Annotated in this window: 13 protein-coding genes; 6 read left to right on the top strand and 7 right to left on the bottom strand. The window is 73.2% G+C overall.

The genetic code is table 11. The features are described from left to right. The first annotated feature begins 96 nt into the window (after positions 1-96). Together ACQEUX_RS00580 and ACQEUX_RS00585 are read left to right on the top strand one after the other, a co-directional pair. On the top strand, positions 97-1,356 hold the full coding sequence (locus ACQEUX_RS00580) for a M48 family metallopeptidase (RefSeq protein WP_433039649.1): 1,260 nt from the start codon (positions 97-99) through the stop codon (positions 1,354-1,356). Continuing rightward, positions 1,353-2,477 carry a glycosyltransferase family 4 protein gene (locus ACQEUX_RS00585; protein ID WP_433039651.1) on the top strand — a complete coding sequence of 375 codons (1,125 nt, stop codon included), beginning with the start codon at positions 1,353-1,355 and terminating at the stop codon, positions 2,475-2,477. The genes ACQEUX_RS00580 and ACQEUX_RS00585 overlap by 4 nt, the downstream gene beginning before the upstream one ends. Positions 2,478-2,490: 13 nt before the next feature. Here ACQEUX_RS00585 and ACQEUX_RS00590 read toward each other — a convergent pair whose 3' ends face one another. The 7 genes from ACQEUX_RS00590 to ACQEUX_RS00620 form a co-directional block, all read right to left on the bottom strand. Then, positions 2,491-3,159 carry a lysophospholipid acyltransferase family protein gene (locus tag ACQEUX_RS00590; RefSeq protein ID WP_433039653.1) on the bottom strand — a complete coding sequence of 223 codons (669 nt, stop codon included), beginning with the start codon at positions 3,157-3,159 and terminating at the stop codon, positions 2,491-2,493. A 12-nt stretch (positions 3,160-3,171) separates the two neighbouring features. Further along, complete coding sequence (locus ACQEUX_RS00595; protein ID WP_433039655.1) at positions 3,172-3,756, bottom strand: TetR/AcrR family transcriptional regulator; 585 nt, start codon at positions 3,754-3,756, stop codon at positions 3,172-3,174. Between the two features lie 286 nt (positions 3,757-4,042). Next, positions 4,043-5,701, bottom strand: coding sequence for a putative bifunctional diguanylate cyclase/phosphodiesterase (locus ACQEUX_RS00600; RefSeq protein WP_433049469.1), 1,659 nt, complete (start codon positions 5,699-5,701; stop codon positions 4,043-4,045). A 79-nt stretch (positions 5,702-5,780) separates the two neighbouring features. After that, a complete protein-coding gene (locus ACQEUX_RS00605; RefSeq protein ID WP_433039657.1) occupies positions 5,781-6,590 on the bottom strand; it encodes an SAM-dependent methyltransferase in 810 nt (269 codons plus the stop codon). Between the two features lie 188 nt (positions 6,591-6,778). Beyond that, on the bottom strand, positions 6,779-7,447 hold the full coding sequence (locus ACQEUX_RS00610; RefSeq protein ID WP_007072219.1) for a response regulator transcription factor: 669 nt from the start codon (positions 7,445-7,447) through the stop codon (positions 6,779-6,781). Positions 7,448-7,454: 7 nt separating this feature from the next. Then, the gene (locus ACQEUX_RS00615) at positions 7,455-9,146 is read right to left on the bottom strand and encodes a GAF domain-containing sensor histidine kinase (protein ID WP_433039660.1); all 1,692 of its coding nucleotides are present in this window, start codon (positions 9,144-9,146) and stop codon (positions 7,455-7,457) included. Between the two features lie 14 nt (positions 9,147-9,160). Further along, positions 9,161-10,975 (bottom strand): AMP-dependent synthetase/ligase, encoded by a 1,815-nt coding sequence (locus ACQEUX_RS00620; protein ID WP_433039662.1) that lies wholly within the window; start codon positions 10,973-10,975, stop codon positions 9,161-9,163. A 194-nt stretch (positions 10,976-11,169) separates the two neighbouring features. On the opposite strand from ACQEUX_RS00620, the gene ACQEUX_RS00625 reads away from it, so the two are divergent. The 4 genes from ACQEUX_RS00625 (at position 11,170) to ACQEUX_RS00640 (ending at position 14,102) form a co-directional block, all read left to right on the top strand. Next, positions 11,170-11,625, top strand: coding sequence for an SRPBCC family protein (locus ACQEUX_RS00625; RefSeq protein ID WP_433039664.1), 456 nt, complete (start codon positions 11,170-11,172; stop codon positions 11,623-11,625). A gap of 31 nt (positions 11,626-11,656) precedes the next feature. Beyond that, complete coding sequence (locus tag ACQEUX_RS00630; RefSeq protein ID WP_433039666.1) at positions 11,657-12,361, top strand: hypothetical protein; 705 nt, start codon at positions 11,657-11,659, stop codon at positions 12,359-12,361. Between the two features lie 77 nt (positions 12,362-12,438). After that, positions 12,439-13,386 (top strand): ROK family glucokinase, encoded by a 948-nt coding sequence (locus tag ACQEUX_RS00635; RefSeq protein WP_433039668.1) that lies wholly within the window; start codon positions 12,439-12,441, stop codon positions 13,384-13,386. An 11-nt stretch (positions 13,387-13,397) separates the two neighbouring features. Next, entirely contained in the window at positions 13,398-14,102 is a 705-nt protein-coding gene (locus ACQEUX_RS00640; RefSeq protein WP_433039670.1) for an endonuclease/exonuclease/phosphatase family protein, read from the top strand. Positions 14,103-14,217: the final 115 nt, after the last annotated feature.

Raw genomic sequence — 14,217 nt, forward strand, 5'->3', positions numbered from 1 at the left:
GAGGAGCGGCCAGATGAGCGGGGTACGGCGCGACGACGGCGGGTCCGTCGGCGGCGGCGAGAGAACCCGCCGTGCGGTGAGCGCGGCGGTGTCGCGGTGACCCCGCGCGGGTGGGCGCTGGTGGCGCTGGCCGGGTTGACCGTCGCGCTGGTGGTGATCGCCGCACTGCTCATCCCGTGGCACCGACCGCCGGCACCCCGGGCCGACCAACTGGCCGCGCTGCGTGACCTGCCGGCCGAGCAGGTGGCCAAGGGGCGGGAGTTCCGCGCCGCACTGCGTCCCGGCGGTTACACCGCGCTCGCCGTCGGGCTGCTGATCGCCCTCGCCCTCGGGTTGACCCCGCTGGGCAGCCGCCTGGTCGAGCTGGTGGCTCGACCGTTCGGCGGGCACTGGGCCGCGCAGGCGGTGCTCGGCGGGCTGGCCGTGGTGCTCGTCGCCGACCTGGTGACGCTCCCGTTCGCCGCCTGGCGCCAGAGCGTGCTCACCCGCTACGGGTTGAGCACCAACGGCTGGAGCGGCTGGGCCGTCGACCTGCTCAAGTCGTACGCGGTCAGCGCGGTCATCGGCGCGGTGGCGCTGTTCGGCTTCTACGCCGTCATTCGGTTCGCGCCGCGCTGGTGGTGGGCCTTCGGCGCGGCCGGTGCGGCCCTGCTGGTGGTGCTGCTGTCGTTCGTGCTGCCGGTGCTGGTGGAGCCGGTGTTCAACCGGTTCACCCCGATGGAGCAGGGCCCGCTGCGCACCGAACTGATGAGCATGGCCGCCCGCGACGGCGTGCCGGTGCGCGACGTGCTGGTCGCCGACGCCTCGCGCCGCACCAAGGCGGTCAACGCGTACGTCTCCGGTCTCGGGCCGACCCGGCGGGTGGTCGTCTACGACACGCTGCTGCGCGAGGCGACCCCGGCCGAGGTGACCGCGGTGGTGGCGCACGAGCTGGGGCACGCGAAGGACTCCGACGTCGCGGTCGGCACGTTGACCGGGGCGCTGGGTGCCGCCGCCGCGGTGGTGGCGCTCTACCTGCTCGGCTCGTGGGGGCCGCTGCTGCGGCTGGCTGGTGTCGACTCGGTCGCCCAACCACGCGCGTTCCCACTGCTGCTCGCCCTCGTCACGGTGACCGGGTTGGTCGCCGCCCCGGTGCAGGCGCTGATGTCGCGTCGGGTGGAGGCGCGCGCCGACGCGCACGCGCTCGCGCTCACCCGTGACCCGGAGGCCTTCGAGTCGATGCAGCGCCGGCTCGGCTCGGTCAACCTCGGCGACCCCGACCCGCCGCGCTGGGAATACCTCTACTCGGCCACGCATCCGTCCACCGTGGAGCGGATGGCCGCTGCCCGCGCGTACGCCCGGGAGGCCGGCCGATGAGCCGCACGCTACTGATCACCAACGACTTTCCGCCCCGCCCCGGCGGGATCCAGTCCTTCGTGCACAACCTCGCGGTGCGTCAACCGGCCGGCTCGGTGGTGGTGTACGCGTCGAGCTGGCGCGATTCCGCGAAGTTCGACGCCGACCAGCCGTTCGAGGTGATCCGCGAACGCACCCGCGTGTTGCTGCCCACCCCGCTGGTCGCCCACCGGGCGGCCCGGCTGGCCCGCGCGTACGACTGCGACACGGTGTGGTTCGGCGCGGCGGCCCCGCTGGGGATGCTCGCCGCGGGCCTGCGACGGCGGGCCGGCGTACGCCGGGTGGTGGCGCAGACTCACGGGCACGAGGTCGGGTGGGCGGCGGTGCCGGCCGCCCGGCCGGCGCTGCGCAGGATCGGTCGGGGCGTGGATGTCACCACCTATCTCGGTGAGTACACCCGCAGCCGGTTGGCGCGCGTGCTGGACGGGGTGACCGAGCTGCGTCGGCTGGCGCCCGGGGTCGATGTGGACACCTACCACCCGACAGTGGACGGTGGAAAGGTCCGGTCCCGGCTCGGGTTGACCGACCGCCCGGTGGTGGTCTGCGTGTCCCGGCTGGTGCCGCGCAAGGGGCAGGACATGCTGATCCGGGCACTGCCGGAGATCCGCCGCCGGGTGCCCGACGCGGCTCTGCTGATCGTCGGCGGCGGGCCGTACCGGGCGACCCTGGAGAAGCTGGCCCGGCAGACCGGTGTGGAGCAGGACGTGGTGTTCACCGGCTCGGTGCCGTCGTCCGAGCTGCCGGCGCACTACGCGGCCGGCGACGTCTACGCGATGCCGTGCCGCACCCGCAACCGTGGCCTCGACGTGGAGGGGCTGGGCATCGTCTACCTGGAGGCCTCCGCGACCGGTCTGCCGGTGGTGGCCGGTGACTCCGGGGGTGCGCCGGACGCGGTCCGTGAGGGGGAGACCGGTTACGTCGTACGCGGCCGGGACGTCGCCCAGCTCACCGACCGGGTTGCCCGGCTGCTCGCCGACCGGGACCTGGCCCGCCAACTGGGCGCCGCCGGTCGGGCATGGGTGGAGCGGGAGTGGCGCTGGGAGGCGCAGGCGGAACGGATGGCGGCGCTGCTCGCAGGCTGATCGCCGCCCGCGCTCAGCTGGGGCGCGACCGGGGCGGCGCGTAGCGCGGCACGTACTCCTGGCCGGTCAGCTTCTGGATCGCCGCCATCACCTCGTCGGTGATCGTCCGGATGTCGCGTGGCCCGTTGATCCGGCCGGCGACCGGGATCGGCGGGCCGAACCGCAGGGTGACCGGGTGTCGGCGGGGCAGCCGCGCGTCGACCGGCAGCACCTCGGCGGTGCCGAGCACACCGACCGGGATGATCGGCACCTCGGCGTCGCGGGCCAGCCGGGTCATTCCGACGCGGCCCCGGTAGAGCCGCCCGTCCGGGGAGCGGGTGCCCTCCGGGTAGACGGCGACCAGGCCGCCTGCGCGCAGCACCGGTACGGCGGCGTCGAGGGCGCTCAGGGCGGCCCGGCCGTTGGTGCGGTCGACCGGGATGGCACCCATGCCGGCGACGATCCGCCGGTTGAGCCAGCCGCCCGGACCTCGGCCGGTGAAGTACTCGGTCTTGGCCCAGAAGGTGACGTGCTGGGGCGTCAGGCAGGCGAGGAACAGCTCGTCGGCGACGGACAGGTGGTTGGAGGCGAGGATCCCGCCGCCGTGCCGGGGCAGGTGCTCCAGCCCTTCCACGTGGGGCCGCCAGCCCAGTCGCAGCGTGGTGCCGACGGTGAGCTTGCTGAGGTCGTACAGCAGGGGCACGTGTCCTCCGGGTCAGAGCGGGGTTGGGCCGAGATGGGCGTCGAGCGTGGCGCGCAGCAGGGCGTCGTCGTCGGCGGCGCCGGTGGCCAGCGGCAGGCTGCCCCAGGCCCAGAGCTGGGCGATGCCGTGCAGGTTGGCCCAGAGCGCGCCAGCGAGCACCGGTGCGGGCGCGTCGCCCGGTCGGCGTACCTGGGCCACCAGGTCGGCCAGGACGGCGAACAGCGGCAGGCTCGTCTCGCGCAGCCGGAGACGGCCGCTGTCCAGCAGGTCGTGGCGGAACATCAGCTCGAACATGCCGCGGTGGGCGGTCGCGAAGTCCAGGTACGTCCGGGCCAGCGCGGCCAGTCGGGCACGTGGGTCCGGGCCGGCGTCGCGCATCGTCTCCTCGACGCGGGCGCTGAGATCGGCGAATCCCTCGCGGGCGATGGCGGAGAGCAGGTCGACGTGGGTGGGAAAGTAGCGGCGCGGTGCGCCGTGTGAGACGCCAGCGCGGCGGGCGATCTCCCGCAGTGACACCGCCGACTGGCCCTCGCGCAGCACCAGGTCCACCCCGGCGGCCACCAGCCGCGCCCGCAGGCCCGTCTCATCCGCACCCATAGACAGTGTCTACCAGCACCCGTAGACGATGTCTACCCCCCCGGTGGGGCTGGCTCAACCGCGATGCGCGTGTCGTGGCCTGCCGGCGCGCATGGCACGCCGGCACCCAAATCTGCCCAACTCGCGATCGCTGCCTCGCGTGATCCAGTCGGGTTTCGTGAAGTCGGGGTGTCCTGGTGCCAGGGATACCCCGACGTCATGAAAGACGAGTGGATCACGCTGAGCGGACGTATCGGCTGGTGACCGGGGTGCCGGTTGGCCCGGCCGGGTGGGCGCGATCGGGGATTCAGCGCATGCGGGCCAGGATGCGGTCGGCGGGGGCCGGGCGGCCGAAGTGCCAACCCTGTGCCGCGTCGCAGCCGATCGCCCGCAGCCGCTCGGCCTGCCCCGCGGTCTCCACGCCCTCGGCGGTGACCGTCAGGTCCAGCGCGTGCGCCAGCGAGACCAGCGAGGCGAGGATCCGCTCGTCGGTGCGCCCGACCGCAGGTGACCGCAGGCCGGCCACGAACTCCCCGGCCACCTTCAGCTCGGTCACCGGCAGGTCCCGGAGGTACGCCAGGTTGCTGTAGCCGGTGCCGAAGTCGTCGATGGCGATCCGCACACCAAGGTCGGCCAGGACCCGCAGAGCGCGTACCGGCTCCTCGGCGGTGCTCATCATCGTGCTCTCAGTGATCTCCAGTTGGAGCCGCTCCGGCGGCAGGCCGGTCTGCCGCAGGAGGGTGCGGACCTCCTGCACCAGCCCGGGCCGGTGCACCTGCCGTACCGCCAGGTTGACGCTGACGAACGGCGCCGCGGCACCACCGGCCGACCAGGCCTCCGCCTCGCGGCACGCCTCGGCCAGCACCCACCCGCCCAACTGCACGATCAGGCCGGTCTCCTCGGCCAACCCGATGAAGCTGTCCGGCCACAGCACCCCCAGCTCGGGGTGGCGCCAGCGGACGAGCGCCTCGACGCCGACCAGGCTGCCGTCGCGCAGTGAGGTCAGCGGCTGGTAGTCGAGGTAGAACTCGCCCCGCTCCAACGCGGCCGGGATGGCCGCCGACAGCGCGTACCGGGCCAGTTCACGTTGGTTGCGCTCGGCGTCGTAGAGCGCCCAGCGCGCCCCGCCGGCGGACTTCGCCCAGTGCAGGGTGCTGTCGGCGGCCCGCATCAGGTCACCGGGGTCGGCGCCGGCCACCTGGCGCTCGACAATGCCGACACTCGCCGAGATCTGCAGCTCGTGCCCGTCGACCAGCGCCGGTGTCCGTACCGCGGCCAGCGCGGTCTCGGCCACCGCCACCATGTCGTCGGTGCCGCCGGTGCCTTCCACCAGGACGACGAACTCGTCCCCGCCGAGCCGGGCCACCAGGTGCTCACCCATGGCCTGGCTCAGTCGTTCGGCCACCGTCACCAGCAGCCGGTCACCGACCTGGTGCCCCAGGGTGTCGTTGACGACCTTGAACCGGTCCAGGTCCAGGAAGCACACCCCGACCCGCTGCGCGCCCCGGCCCGGTTCGTTCAGCGCGGCGGTGAGCCGCTCGGTGAACAGCGTCCGGTTGGGCAGGCCGGTGAGCGGGTCGTGGGTCGCCTGATGCCGGAACCGGGCCTCGCTGGCTCGGAGCGCCCGCTCGGCCTGCGTGCGGGCCCTCATGGCGGCCCGGCGGATCGACTCCTGCTCGTCGAGCGTCCGGTCGCGCAGCGCGCGGGCGTAGCCGGTCGCCACGGCCGCCAGCAGCCGGGCCATCCGGTCCTCGACGTCCTCCGCCACCAATCCCAGGTCGCGCACCAACCGAAGCTGGATGACCTCGACGGTACGACCCAGCCCCTCGGCGGAGGCGATGTGCGCGGCCACCAACTCGGCACCGACCCGGTGCCCGGCACGCAGGTCGAACGGCTCCGTGCGCAGCGCGCCGGCCAGTTGCCCGGTGAGCCGGTCCAGCAGGGCCTCGAGCTGGGCCTGGGTCATCGGCAGGTAGCTGGTGCCGGAGACCGCCTTCGCCCAGGCCCGGGCGAACGTGCCCGGGCAGGAGGTCGCCCCGGGCGACTCAGCCACCGAGCCGCCCAACGCCGCCCATGAAGACCGCGCGCTCGGCGTCCTCCGCGCTCTCCGGAGTGTCCGGTCGCCACTGTGGCACCCAGACCACACCCGGGTCGAGCAGTTCGAACCCGTCGAAGAGCGCGGTCAGCTCGGCGCGACTGCGCACCCACAACGGGTTGTCGGTACGGCGGTAGACCCGCTCCGCCTCCGCGCGTTCGTCCGCGCTGCGCCCGTCGTCGCTGGCCTGCGACAGCACCAGGTAGCTACCGGGGGCCAACGCCTCGCGCAGCGTCCGCAGCAACTCGGCCGGTCGCTCGTCGTCGGAGACGAAATGCAGGACGGCCACGACCATCACGGCCACCGGCTGGCTCAGGTCGAGCAGCTTGCGGACGTCCGGATGGGCCAGGATCCTGTCCGGGTGCCGCAGGTCCTCCTGCACCACCACCGTTCGGTCGTTCCCGGCGAGGATCTCGCGGCTGTGCGCCACCGCCACCGGGTCGACGTCCACGTAGACCACCCGAGACTGCGGGTCGTGCCGCTGGGCGATCTCGTGCACGTTGCCGACGGTCGGGATGCCCGAGCCGATGTCCAGGAACTGCCGGATCCCGGCATCGGCGAGGTGGTGCACGGCCCGGCGCAGAAACGCCCGGTTGGCCTGGGCCATCAGCGGCGCCTCGGGCACCGCCGCGACCATCGCCTGCGCCGCGGCCCGGTCGGCCGCGAAGTTGTGCGAGCCGCCGAGGTAGTAGTCGTACATCCGCGCGACGCTCGGGCGTTCGATGTCGATGGTGTCGGGTGCCCAGTCCGGCCGCTGCATGCGTTCACCCCTCGAGTCCGCGACGCGGGCATCGTCGCCCGCGCGGGTATTGTGCACCCGCCATGCACGCCAGACCATAGCGCGCCAGAGGTTGCCCGCCGACGTCGGTCGATACGCGACGGTCCGCGCCGGCCGAAGCTGGCGCGGACCGTCGGCCGCGACGCCCCGCTCGACGAGCGGGGGACAGATCAGAACTTCGGCGCGTCCGGTGCCTCGAGCAGACCGAGCCGGAGCGCGGTCATCAGGGCCTGAGCGCGGTTGGCCGCCCCGAGCTTCTCGTAGAGCTTGGAGATGTGGGTCTTGGCGGTGGACTCGCTGACGAACAGCTGCTTGGCGATGCCCGCCACGCTCATGCCGTCGGCGAGCAGCCGCAGCACCTGCCCCTCCCGGGGAGAGAGCTGCGGACCGGACGGGGCGAGCCGGCGCTTCATCGCCTCGGCCAGGTCGGCGGCGGTGAACGCGCTGGGGGAGGAGGCGGCGTGCCGGGCGGCGGCCACCACCTCGTCGGCCGGGGCGGTCTTCGGCACGAAGGCGCTCGCGCCAGCCTCCAGGGCGCCGAAGAGCTGGTCGTCGCCGGCGTACATGGTCAGCACCACGATGCCCATCGACGCGCTGGACTTGCGCAGCGCCCGAGTGGCCTCCAGGCCGCTGCCGTCGGGCAATCGCAGATCCATGATCACCACGTCCGGCTGCAGGGCCCCGGCCTGGCGTACCCCCTCCGCCGCCGTGGCCGCCTCACCGACGACCTCGAACTGACGGTCGCGCTCGAAGGCGTGCCGCAGGCCCTTACGAATCAGGTCATGATCGTCGACAAGGAGGACCTTGGTGCGGGTTGCCGGTGTCGGACTTGTGGTCATCCTCGGGTTACTCCCCTTCTGGTGCTGCGCTGTCGCGCACGTTGTCGCGCCGGGACGAGGTGCCGAGAACCACCGCCACGGTCGTGCCGCTGGGTTGCCGCGGCCTGATCTCCAACCGGCCCCGGATACGTTCCGCCCTCTCGGCCATGATCGCAAGACCGTACCGTCCATCGGGGCGCTGGTCAGCCATCCCCTGACCGTCATCCGACACTTCTATTTGTGCGTACGGGGGGTCAACCTCGCACGTGACCCACAAATTCGAGGCTCCGGCATGCTTGCGCGCGTTGGTCACCGCCTCCTGGGCGATACGCAGCAACTCGGCCTCGGTGGCAGCCGGCAGCCGGGCGGTGGACTCGTCCAGCGAGAGGTGCACGCGCAGCCCGCCCGAGGCACCCACGGTGCGCGCGTACTCGGCGATCGCCGCGGCCAGCCCACCCTGCCGGTCCACCTCGCTGCGCAGCTCGAAGAGGCTCAGCCGCAGCTCGGTGATCACCCGGGTCACCTCACCGCGCAGCGTACGCAGCGCCTCGGCGGTCTCGTCGGCGTCGTCGAAGACGGTGGCCAGGGCGTTGTCGATGCCGTAGCCGACCATTACCAGCTCCTGGGCCACCCCGTCGTGGATCTCCCGGGCCAGCCGCTGCCGCTCCTCGTTGGTGGCCAGCGAGCGGACCTCGTCGAAGAGCAGAGCCGCCTCCAGCCGCAGCGCGGCCGGGCGGGTCAGCGCGGTCACCCGGGACACCACCGGCGGCGGGTACGCGTGCGCGGCGTCCGCCTCCAGCACCACCAGCCCCACCGTGCGCACCCCGGCGACCAGCGGAACGATCAGCGCGGACACCTCGCCGCCCCGGTGTGAGCGGGACTGCGATCGCGCCGCGGTCTGCGCCTGCTGGCTGGCCCAGGCGTCGGCGATCGCCGAGTCCGCGTCCAGCGTCGTCTCCCAGTCCACCCGGTCGACGCCGGCCTGGGCGAGCACCACGAGCCGGCCGCCGCCGCTGGCCGACAGCACCGCGCCCCGGTCCGCCCGGGCCACCGTGCGCAACTCCTCCAGCAGGTGCTCGGAGATGCCGCCCGGGTCCAGGGTCGCCCCGGGCAGTTGTCGGGCCACCGTACGCAGTTGGGTCAGCAGTCGGGTCGCCTCGGCGTACGGCTGCGGTTTGCCCTCACCACGGACCGCCATCACCCGGTGCAGGGTGCCGGCGGCGTAGAGCCCCAACGCCGCCAGGATCAGCCACTGCGCGCAGACCGCGAGGTAACCCGGCTGGCCGAGCTGGAGGCCTCCGCCGACCTCGGTCACCGCGCCACTGACCAGCAGGGTGGCGGCGGTGACCGCGAGCAGGGCGGCGCCCTCGCGGAAGCGGCGGCGCAGCGCGGTGACGGTCACCGGGACCGCCAGGTAGGGCAGCACCGCCGACGCGCCCAGCCCGTCGACCGTGCCGCCGATCGAAGCGACCGCGGCCACCTGGCTCGCGGCCAGCCCCAGCACCACCACCTCGGCCACCCGGCTCAGCGGCCCGACCAGCCGGTGCTGCGGGGCCAGCAGGGACGGGAGCCCGGCCACCGCCAGCAGCGCGATCCACCACAGCTGGGCGACGTCGCGGGTGGCGAACAGGGTGAGGACGGCGATCAGCGCCAGCATCACCAGGCGGGCGGCCGCGGCGAGGGGATGCGGGTGCGGTGCGGTGGATGTGGATGCGGGCACGTGACGGATGGTAGTCAGCCCCGGTAGATATCGGCGATCTCCGCCGCGTACGTCTTGTGGACGACCTGACGTTTGACCTTGAGCGACGGGGTCAGTTCGCCGGTCGACTCGGTGAAGTCGCGGGGCAGGACCCGGAACACCTTGATCGCCTCGGCCTTGGAGACGGCCTGGTTCGCGGCGTCGACCGCGGCCTGGATCTCCTTGCGTAGGCCCTCGTGCTCGCGCAGTTGCTCGACGGAGGTGTCGGCGGGCAGCCCGGCACCCTCCAGCCAGGTCGGCAGGGCCTCCTCGTCGAGGGTGACCAGCGCCGCGATGAACGGCTTCCGGTCACCGACCACGACACACTGGCTGATCAACGGGTGCGCCCGGACCAGGTCCTCCAGCACCGCCGGGGCGACGTTCTTGCCGCCGGCGGTGACGATCAGCTCCTTCTTGCGGCCGGTGATGCTCAGGTAGCCGTCGGAGTCGAGCTGGCCCAGATCGCCGGTGCGGAACCAGCCGTCGGCGCTGAGCGCCTCGGCGGTCGCCGTCTCGTTGCGCCAGTAACCCTGGAAGATCAGCTCACCGGAGATCAGGATCTCGCCGTCGTCCTCGATCCGCACGGTCACGCCGGGCAGCGGGCGGCCGACGCTGCCGATCCGGGTGCCGCCGGGCAGGTTGGCCGCGGCGGCGGGCGAGGTCTCGGTCAGACCGTACCCCTCCAGGATCGTCACACCGATGCCCCGGAAGAAGTGACCGAGCCGGGCGCCGAGCGGTGCCCCGCCCGAGATCGCGTCCCGGCATCGGCCGCCGAGCGCGGCACGCAGCTTGCGGTAGACCAACCGGTCGAAGACCGCGTGCTGGGCGCGCAGCGCCAGGCCGGGTCCGCGTGGGGTGTCCAGCGCCTCGCTGTACGCGATGGCGACCTGCTCGGCGCGGGCGAAGATGCCTCCCTTGCCGTCGGCCTCGGCCTTCTGCTTGGCCGCGTTGTAGACCTTCTCGAACACCCGGGGTACGGAGAGCACGAACGTCGGCCGGAACTCCTGCAGCTCGGCGACCAGGTTCTTGGTGTCGGCGCAGTGCGCCATGGTGGCCCGCGCCTGCACGACGCCGATCTGGATCAGCCGGGCGAAGGCGTGCGCCAGCGGCAGGAAGAGCAGGGTGGACGCGCCGGCGTTGAACAGGTTCGGCAGCACCGGCACCGCGTTGGCGATGTCGGCGTACATGTTGCGGTGGGTGAGCACGCAGCCCTTGGGCCGGCCGGTGGTGCCGCTGGTGTAGATGATCGTGGCCAGGTCGCCGGCGCGGACGGCCTTGCGCCGCCGCTCGACCTCGGCCAGCTCGACCGTGGCACCGGTCCGGACCAGCTCGTCGACGCCGCCGAGGTCGATCTGCCAGACCTGCTCCAGCTCGGGCAGCCGGTCCCGGACACCGGCGACCAGGGCGGCGTGCGCCTCGGTCTCCACCACGACGGCGACCGCGTTGGAGTCCTCGAGGATCCACGCGGCCTGCTCGGCGCTGGAGGTCTCGTAGATCGGCACGGTGACCGCGCCGACGGCCCAGATGGCGTAGTCCAGCAGCGTCCACTCGTAGCGGGTACGGCTCATCAGCCCGACCCGGACACCCGGCTCGATGCCGGCGGCGACCAGCCCGCGGGCCACGGCGGTCACCTCGTCACGGAACTGGAGGCAGGTCACCTCGGCCCAGGCGGTGACGGCGCCCTCGGCGCCCGCGACGGGGCGGGCGAACTGGACGGCGTCGGGCGCGGCCTCGGCGTTGTCCCAGACCGGATCGGTGAGGTTGGCCGCATCGCCAACGGTGACGATCGGCGGGACGGAGAACTCGCGCACCTGCACTCCTTCGTGCTCGCACTGGCCGGGCCGGCCGCCACCGTGGGCGTCGGCTGTGTCGAAACCTACCTGGTAAGGAAGGGTCTCCTGTTAACGCCTCGCGTTGTGGAGCGCCCCTTGCTGACCGTGTTGTGTCCAGTCTGCGGCGGGGGCGGCGCGCCGTGGGGGCGGTACCCGCCGGGTAGCCTCCCCCCATGGCGGACTCCTCCACCCAGTCGATCATCATCGGCGCCGCACCGGATCGGGTGACGGCGGTCATCTGCGACTTCGCGCGCTACCCCGAGTGGACCGACGCGGTGCGCCGCGCCGAGGTCGTCGAGGAGTACGAGGACGGCTACGCCAGCCAGGTGCGCTTCACCATCGACGCCGGCGTGATGGCCGACGAGTACGTGCTCGCCTACGAGTACGCCGAGGACCTCTCCCGGATCGAGTGGCACCTGGTCGCTCCCTCGAAGATGCAGAAGACCCAGCGCGGTTCGTACGACCTGGTGGGTAACCCGGACGGCAGCACCACGGTGACCTACACGTTGGAGGTCGAGCTGTCGGTGGGAATGCTCGGAATGTTTCGGCGCAAGGCCGAGAAGATGATCATGGACACGGCGTTGAAGCAGCTCAAGCGCCGGGTAGAAGCAACCGGTGCGGCGCAGTGACGTGTCCGGTGGCACGGTAGAGGAGCCGAGGGTGGTCGGAACGGATCCGGGTTCGGCCCGGGAAGAGGCGGAACGGCTGGTCGCCACCCTGCTCGCGGGAGCGCGACTGGCCTCCGCCGGCTCGGCGGGCGGCGCGTTCGGCTCGGTGGGCGGGCTGCTGGCTGGTGTCCTCGGTCACAGTACCGGCCCGGACGGGCGTTCCGGCACCGGCGGCGCTTTCGCCACCGGTTCGGCCGAATGCTGCGTCTGCCCGGTCTGTCGGGGGATCGCCGCGTTGCGGGACCCGAGTCCGGAATTCGCCGAACGCCTCGCGACCGGCGCCGGTGACCTCGCGGCAGGCGTCGCGAGCCTGCTCCGCGCGTTCTCCCCGGCGGAGCCGCCCGCGACGAGCCCGTCCGAGCCGGCCCCCGATTCGAACGCCCGGCCGTCGCCGGCACCTACCGCGAGCACCGACGGCGTGCTCCCGGAGCCAGACCGGACCGGCCCCTCCAGCGCTGCCGGCGACGACCACGTGTGGCGCGATGCCACCCGTACCGGGCATGATTCTCAGCCGGCGCCGGAGCGGGATGTCTGGTCGGTCGCCACCCGGACGGCGGACCCACTCGCCCCGGCCGCCGCACCACCCGTCGACGAGGCCGGGTCGGCGACCGTGCCGGCACCGACCACCCGACCCGTGGTGCCCGCGTCGCGGGTGCCCGACGACGCCAGCGCGGAAGCGCCGGGCGACGGCGCCTGAGCGCGGGACATCCCGACCCGGACCGGCACACCCGCCGGGACGCGGGCCGGACAGCACAGCAGAGGGGAGCGGCAGCGGTGACGCTGACCATCGGAGTCGACGTCGGTGGCACGAAGGTGGCCGGCGGTGTCGTGGACGACACCGGCACGGTCCTTGTGCAGACCCGACGGGATACTCCCGCCGATGACGTCGCCAAGACCCGCGACGTCATCATCGAGTTGGTCGGCGAGCTGGCTGCCGGACGGACGATCGAGGCCGTCGGAATCGGCGCGGCCGGCTGGATCGACGCCGGCCGCTCGACGGTGCTCTTCGCCCCCAACCTGGCCTGGCGGGACGAACCGCTGCGCGAGTACGTCAGCACGGCCGTCGGCCTTCCCGTGATCGTGGAGAACGACGCCAACGTGGCTGCCTGGGCCGAGTTCCGGTACGGCGCGGCCCGCGCCGCCGACGACTCCATGATCATGTTCACCATCGGCACCGGCGTGGGCGGCGGGATCGTGCTCGGCGGGGAGCTGATGCGAGGCGCGCACGGCATCGCCGCGGAGCTGGGCCACATGCTGGCCGTGCCGGACGGACACCAGTGCGGCTGCGGGCGGCTGGGCTGCATCGAGCAGTACGCCAGTGGCAGCGCCCTCGTGCGCTTCGCCCGCGCCGGCGCCCGGCAGGAACCGAACCGGGCGACCGCTCTGCTGGACCTGGCGGGCGGGGATGTCGAGGCGATCACCGGCCACATGGTGACCGCCGCCGCGCAGGGTGGCGACCCGGTCTCCGCCGAGGCGTTCGCGCAGATCGGCCGGTGGCTGGGCACCAGCCTCGCCGACATGGCGCAGATCCTCGACCCGCAGACCCTGGTGGTCGGCGGCGGTGTGATCGACGCGGGCGACCTGTTGCTCGGCCCGACCCGCCGCTCGTACCTCGACGCGCTCGCGCAGCGCGGTCGTCTGCCGGTGGCCGAGGTGCTCCCGGCCGAGCTGGGCAACAGTGCCGGGGTGATCGGCGCCGCCGACCTGGCCCGCCGGATCTGAGGCGGTCCGGGATGGGCCAGGGTGCTGGCGTACCGCTGCGCGTGGTGTCGTACAACATCCACAGCCAGCGTGACGACACCGCCGCGCTGGCGGCGGTGGTCCGGGCCGCGAAGCCGGACGTGGTGATCGTGCAGGAGGGGCCGCGCCGGTTCCGGTGGCGGCAGAAATCCGCCGCCCTGGCCGAGTCGTTCGGCCTGGTGGTGGCCGCCGGCGGGCTGCCCGCGCTGGGCAACCTGCTGGTGACCAGCCTGCGGGTCCAGGTGCGGGGCACCCGGTGCCAGCGGTTCCCGCTGACCCCCGGCCGGCACCTGCGCGGCGCCGCGTACGCCGACTGCCGGGTCGGCGACGCCCGGTTCACCCTCGCCGGCTCGCACCTGTCCACCGACCCGGCCGAGCGTCCCGCGCAGGCCGCCGAGTTCAAGCGTGGGCTGGACGCGGCGACCAGCCCGGTGCTGGCCGGGGCGGACCTCAACGAAGGTCCGGACGGGCCAGCGTGGGCCACCGTGGCGCGCGGGCTGACCGACGCCGCGGTGGCGGCCGACCGGGCCGACCGGCTCACCTACTCCTGCGCCGACCCGCGCCGGCGCATTGACGCGCTCTTCGTCGACCCGCGGATCACCGTGATCGGCTACGACGTGGTGGACACCCCGCAGACCCGCCGGGCCAGCGACCACTTCCCGGTCCTGGTCGACCTGCTGCTGCCCACCACCGGCTGACCCCCAACCCGGCTCGACCGTCGATATGTCCGCGTCAGGGCTGGACATCCGGCTCCGTTGTGGAGAGGATTTCGCGGCGACCGGCACGCGTGCCGTACCAAAGGAGATGTCCCCG

The organism is Micromonospora sp. CA-259024 (assembly GCF_050936255.1).
GTDB lineage: Bacteria > Actinomycetota > Actinomycetes > Mycobacteriales > Micromonosporaceae > Micromonospora.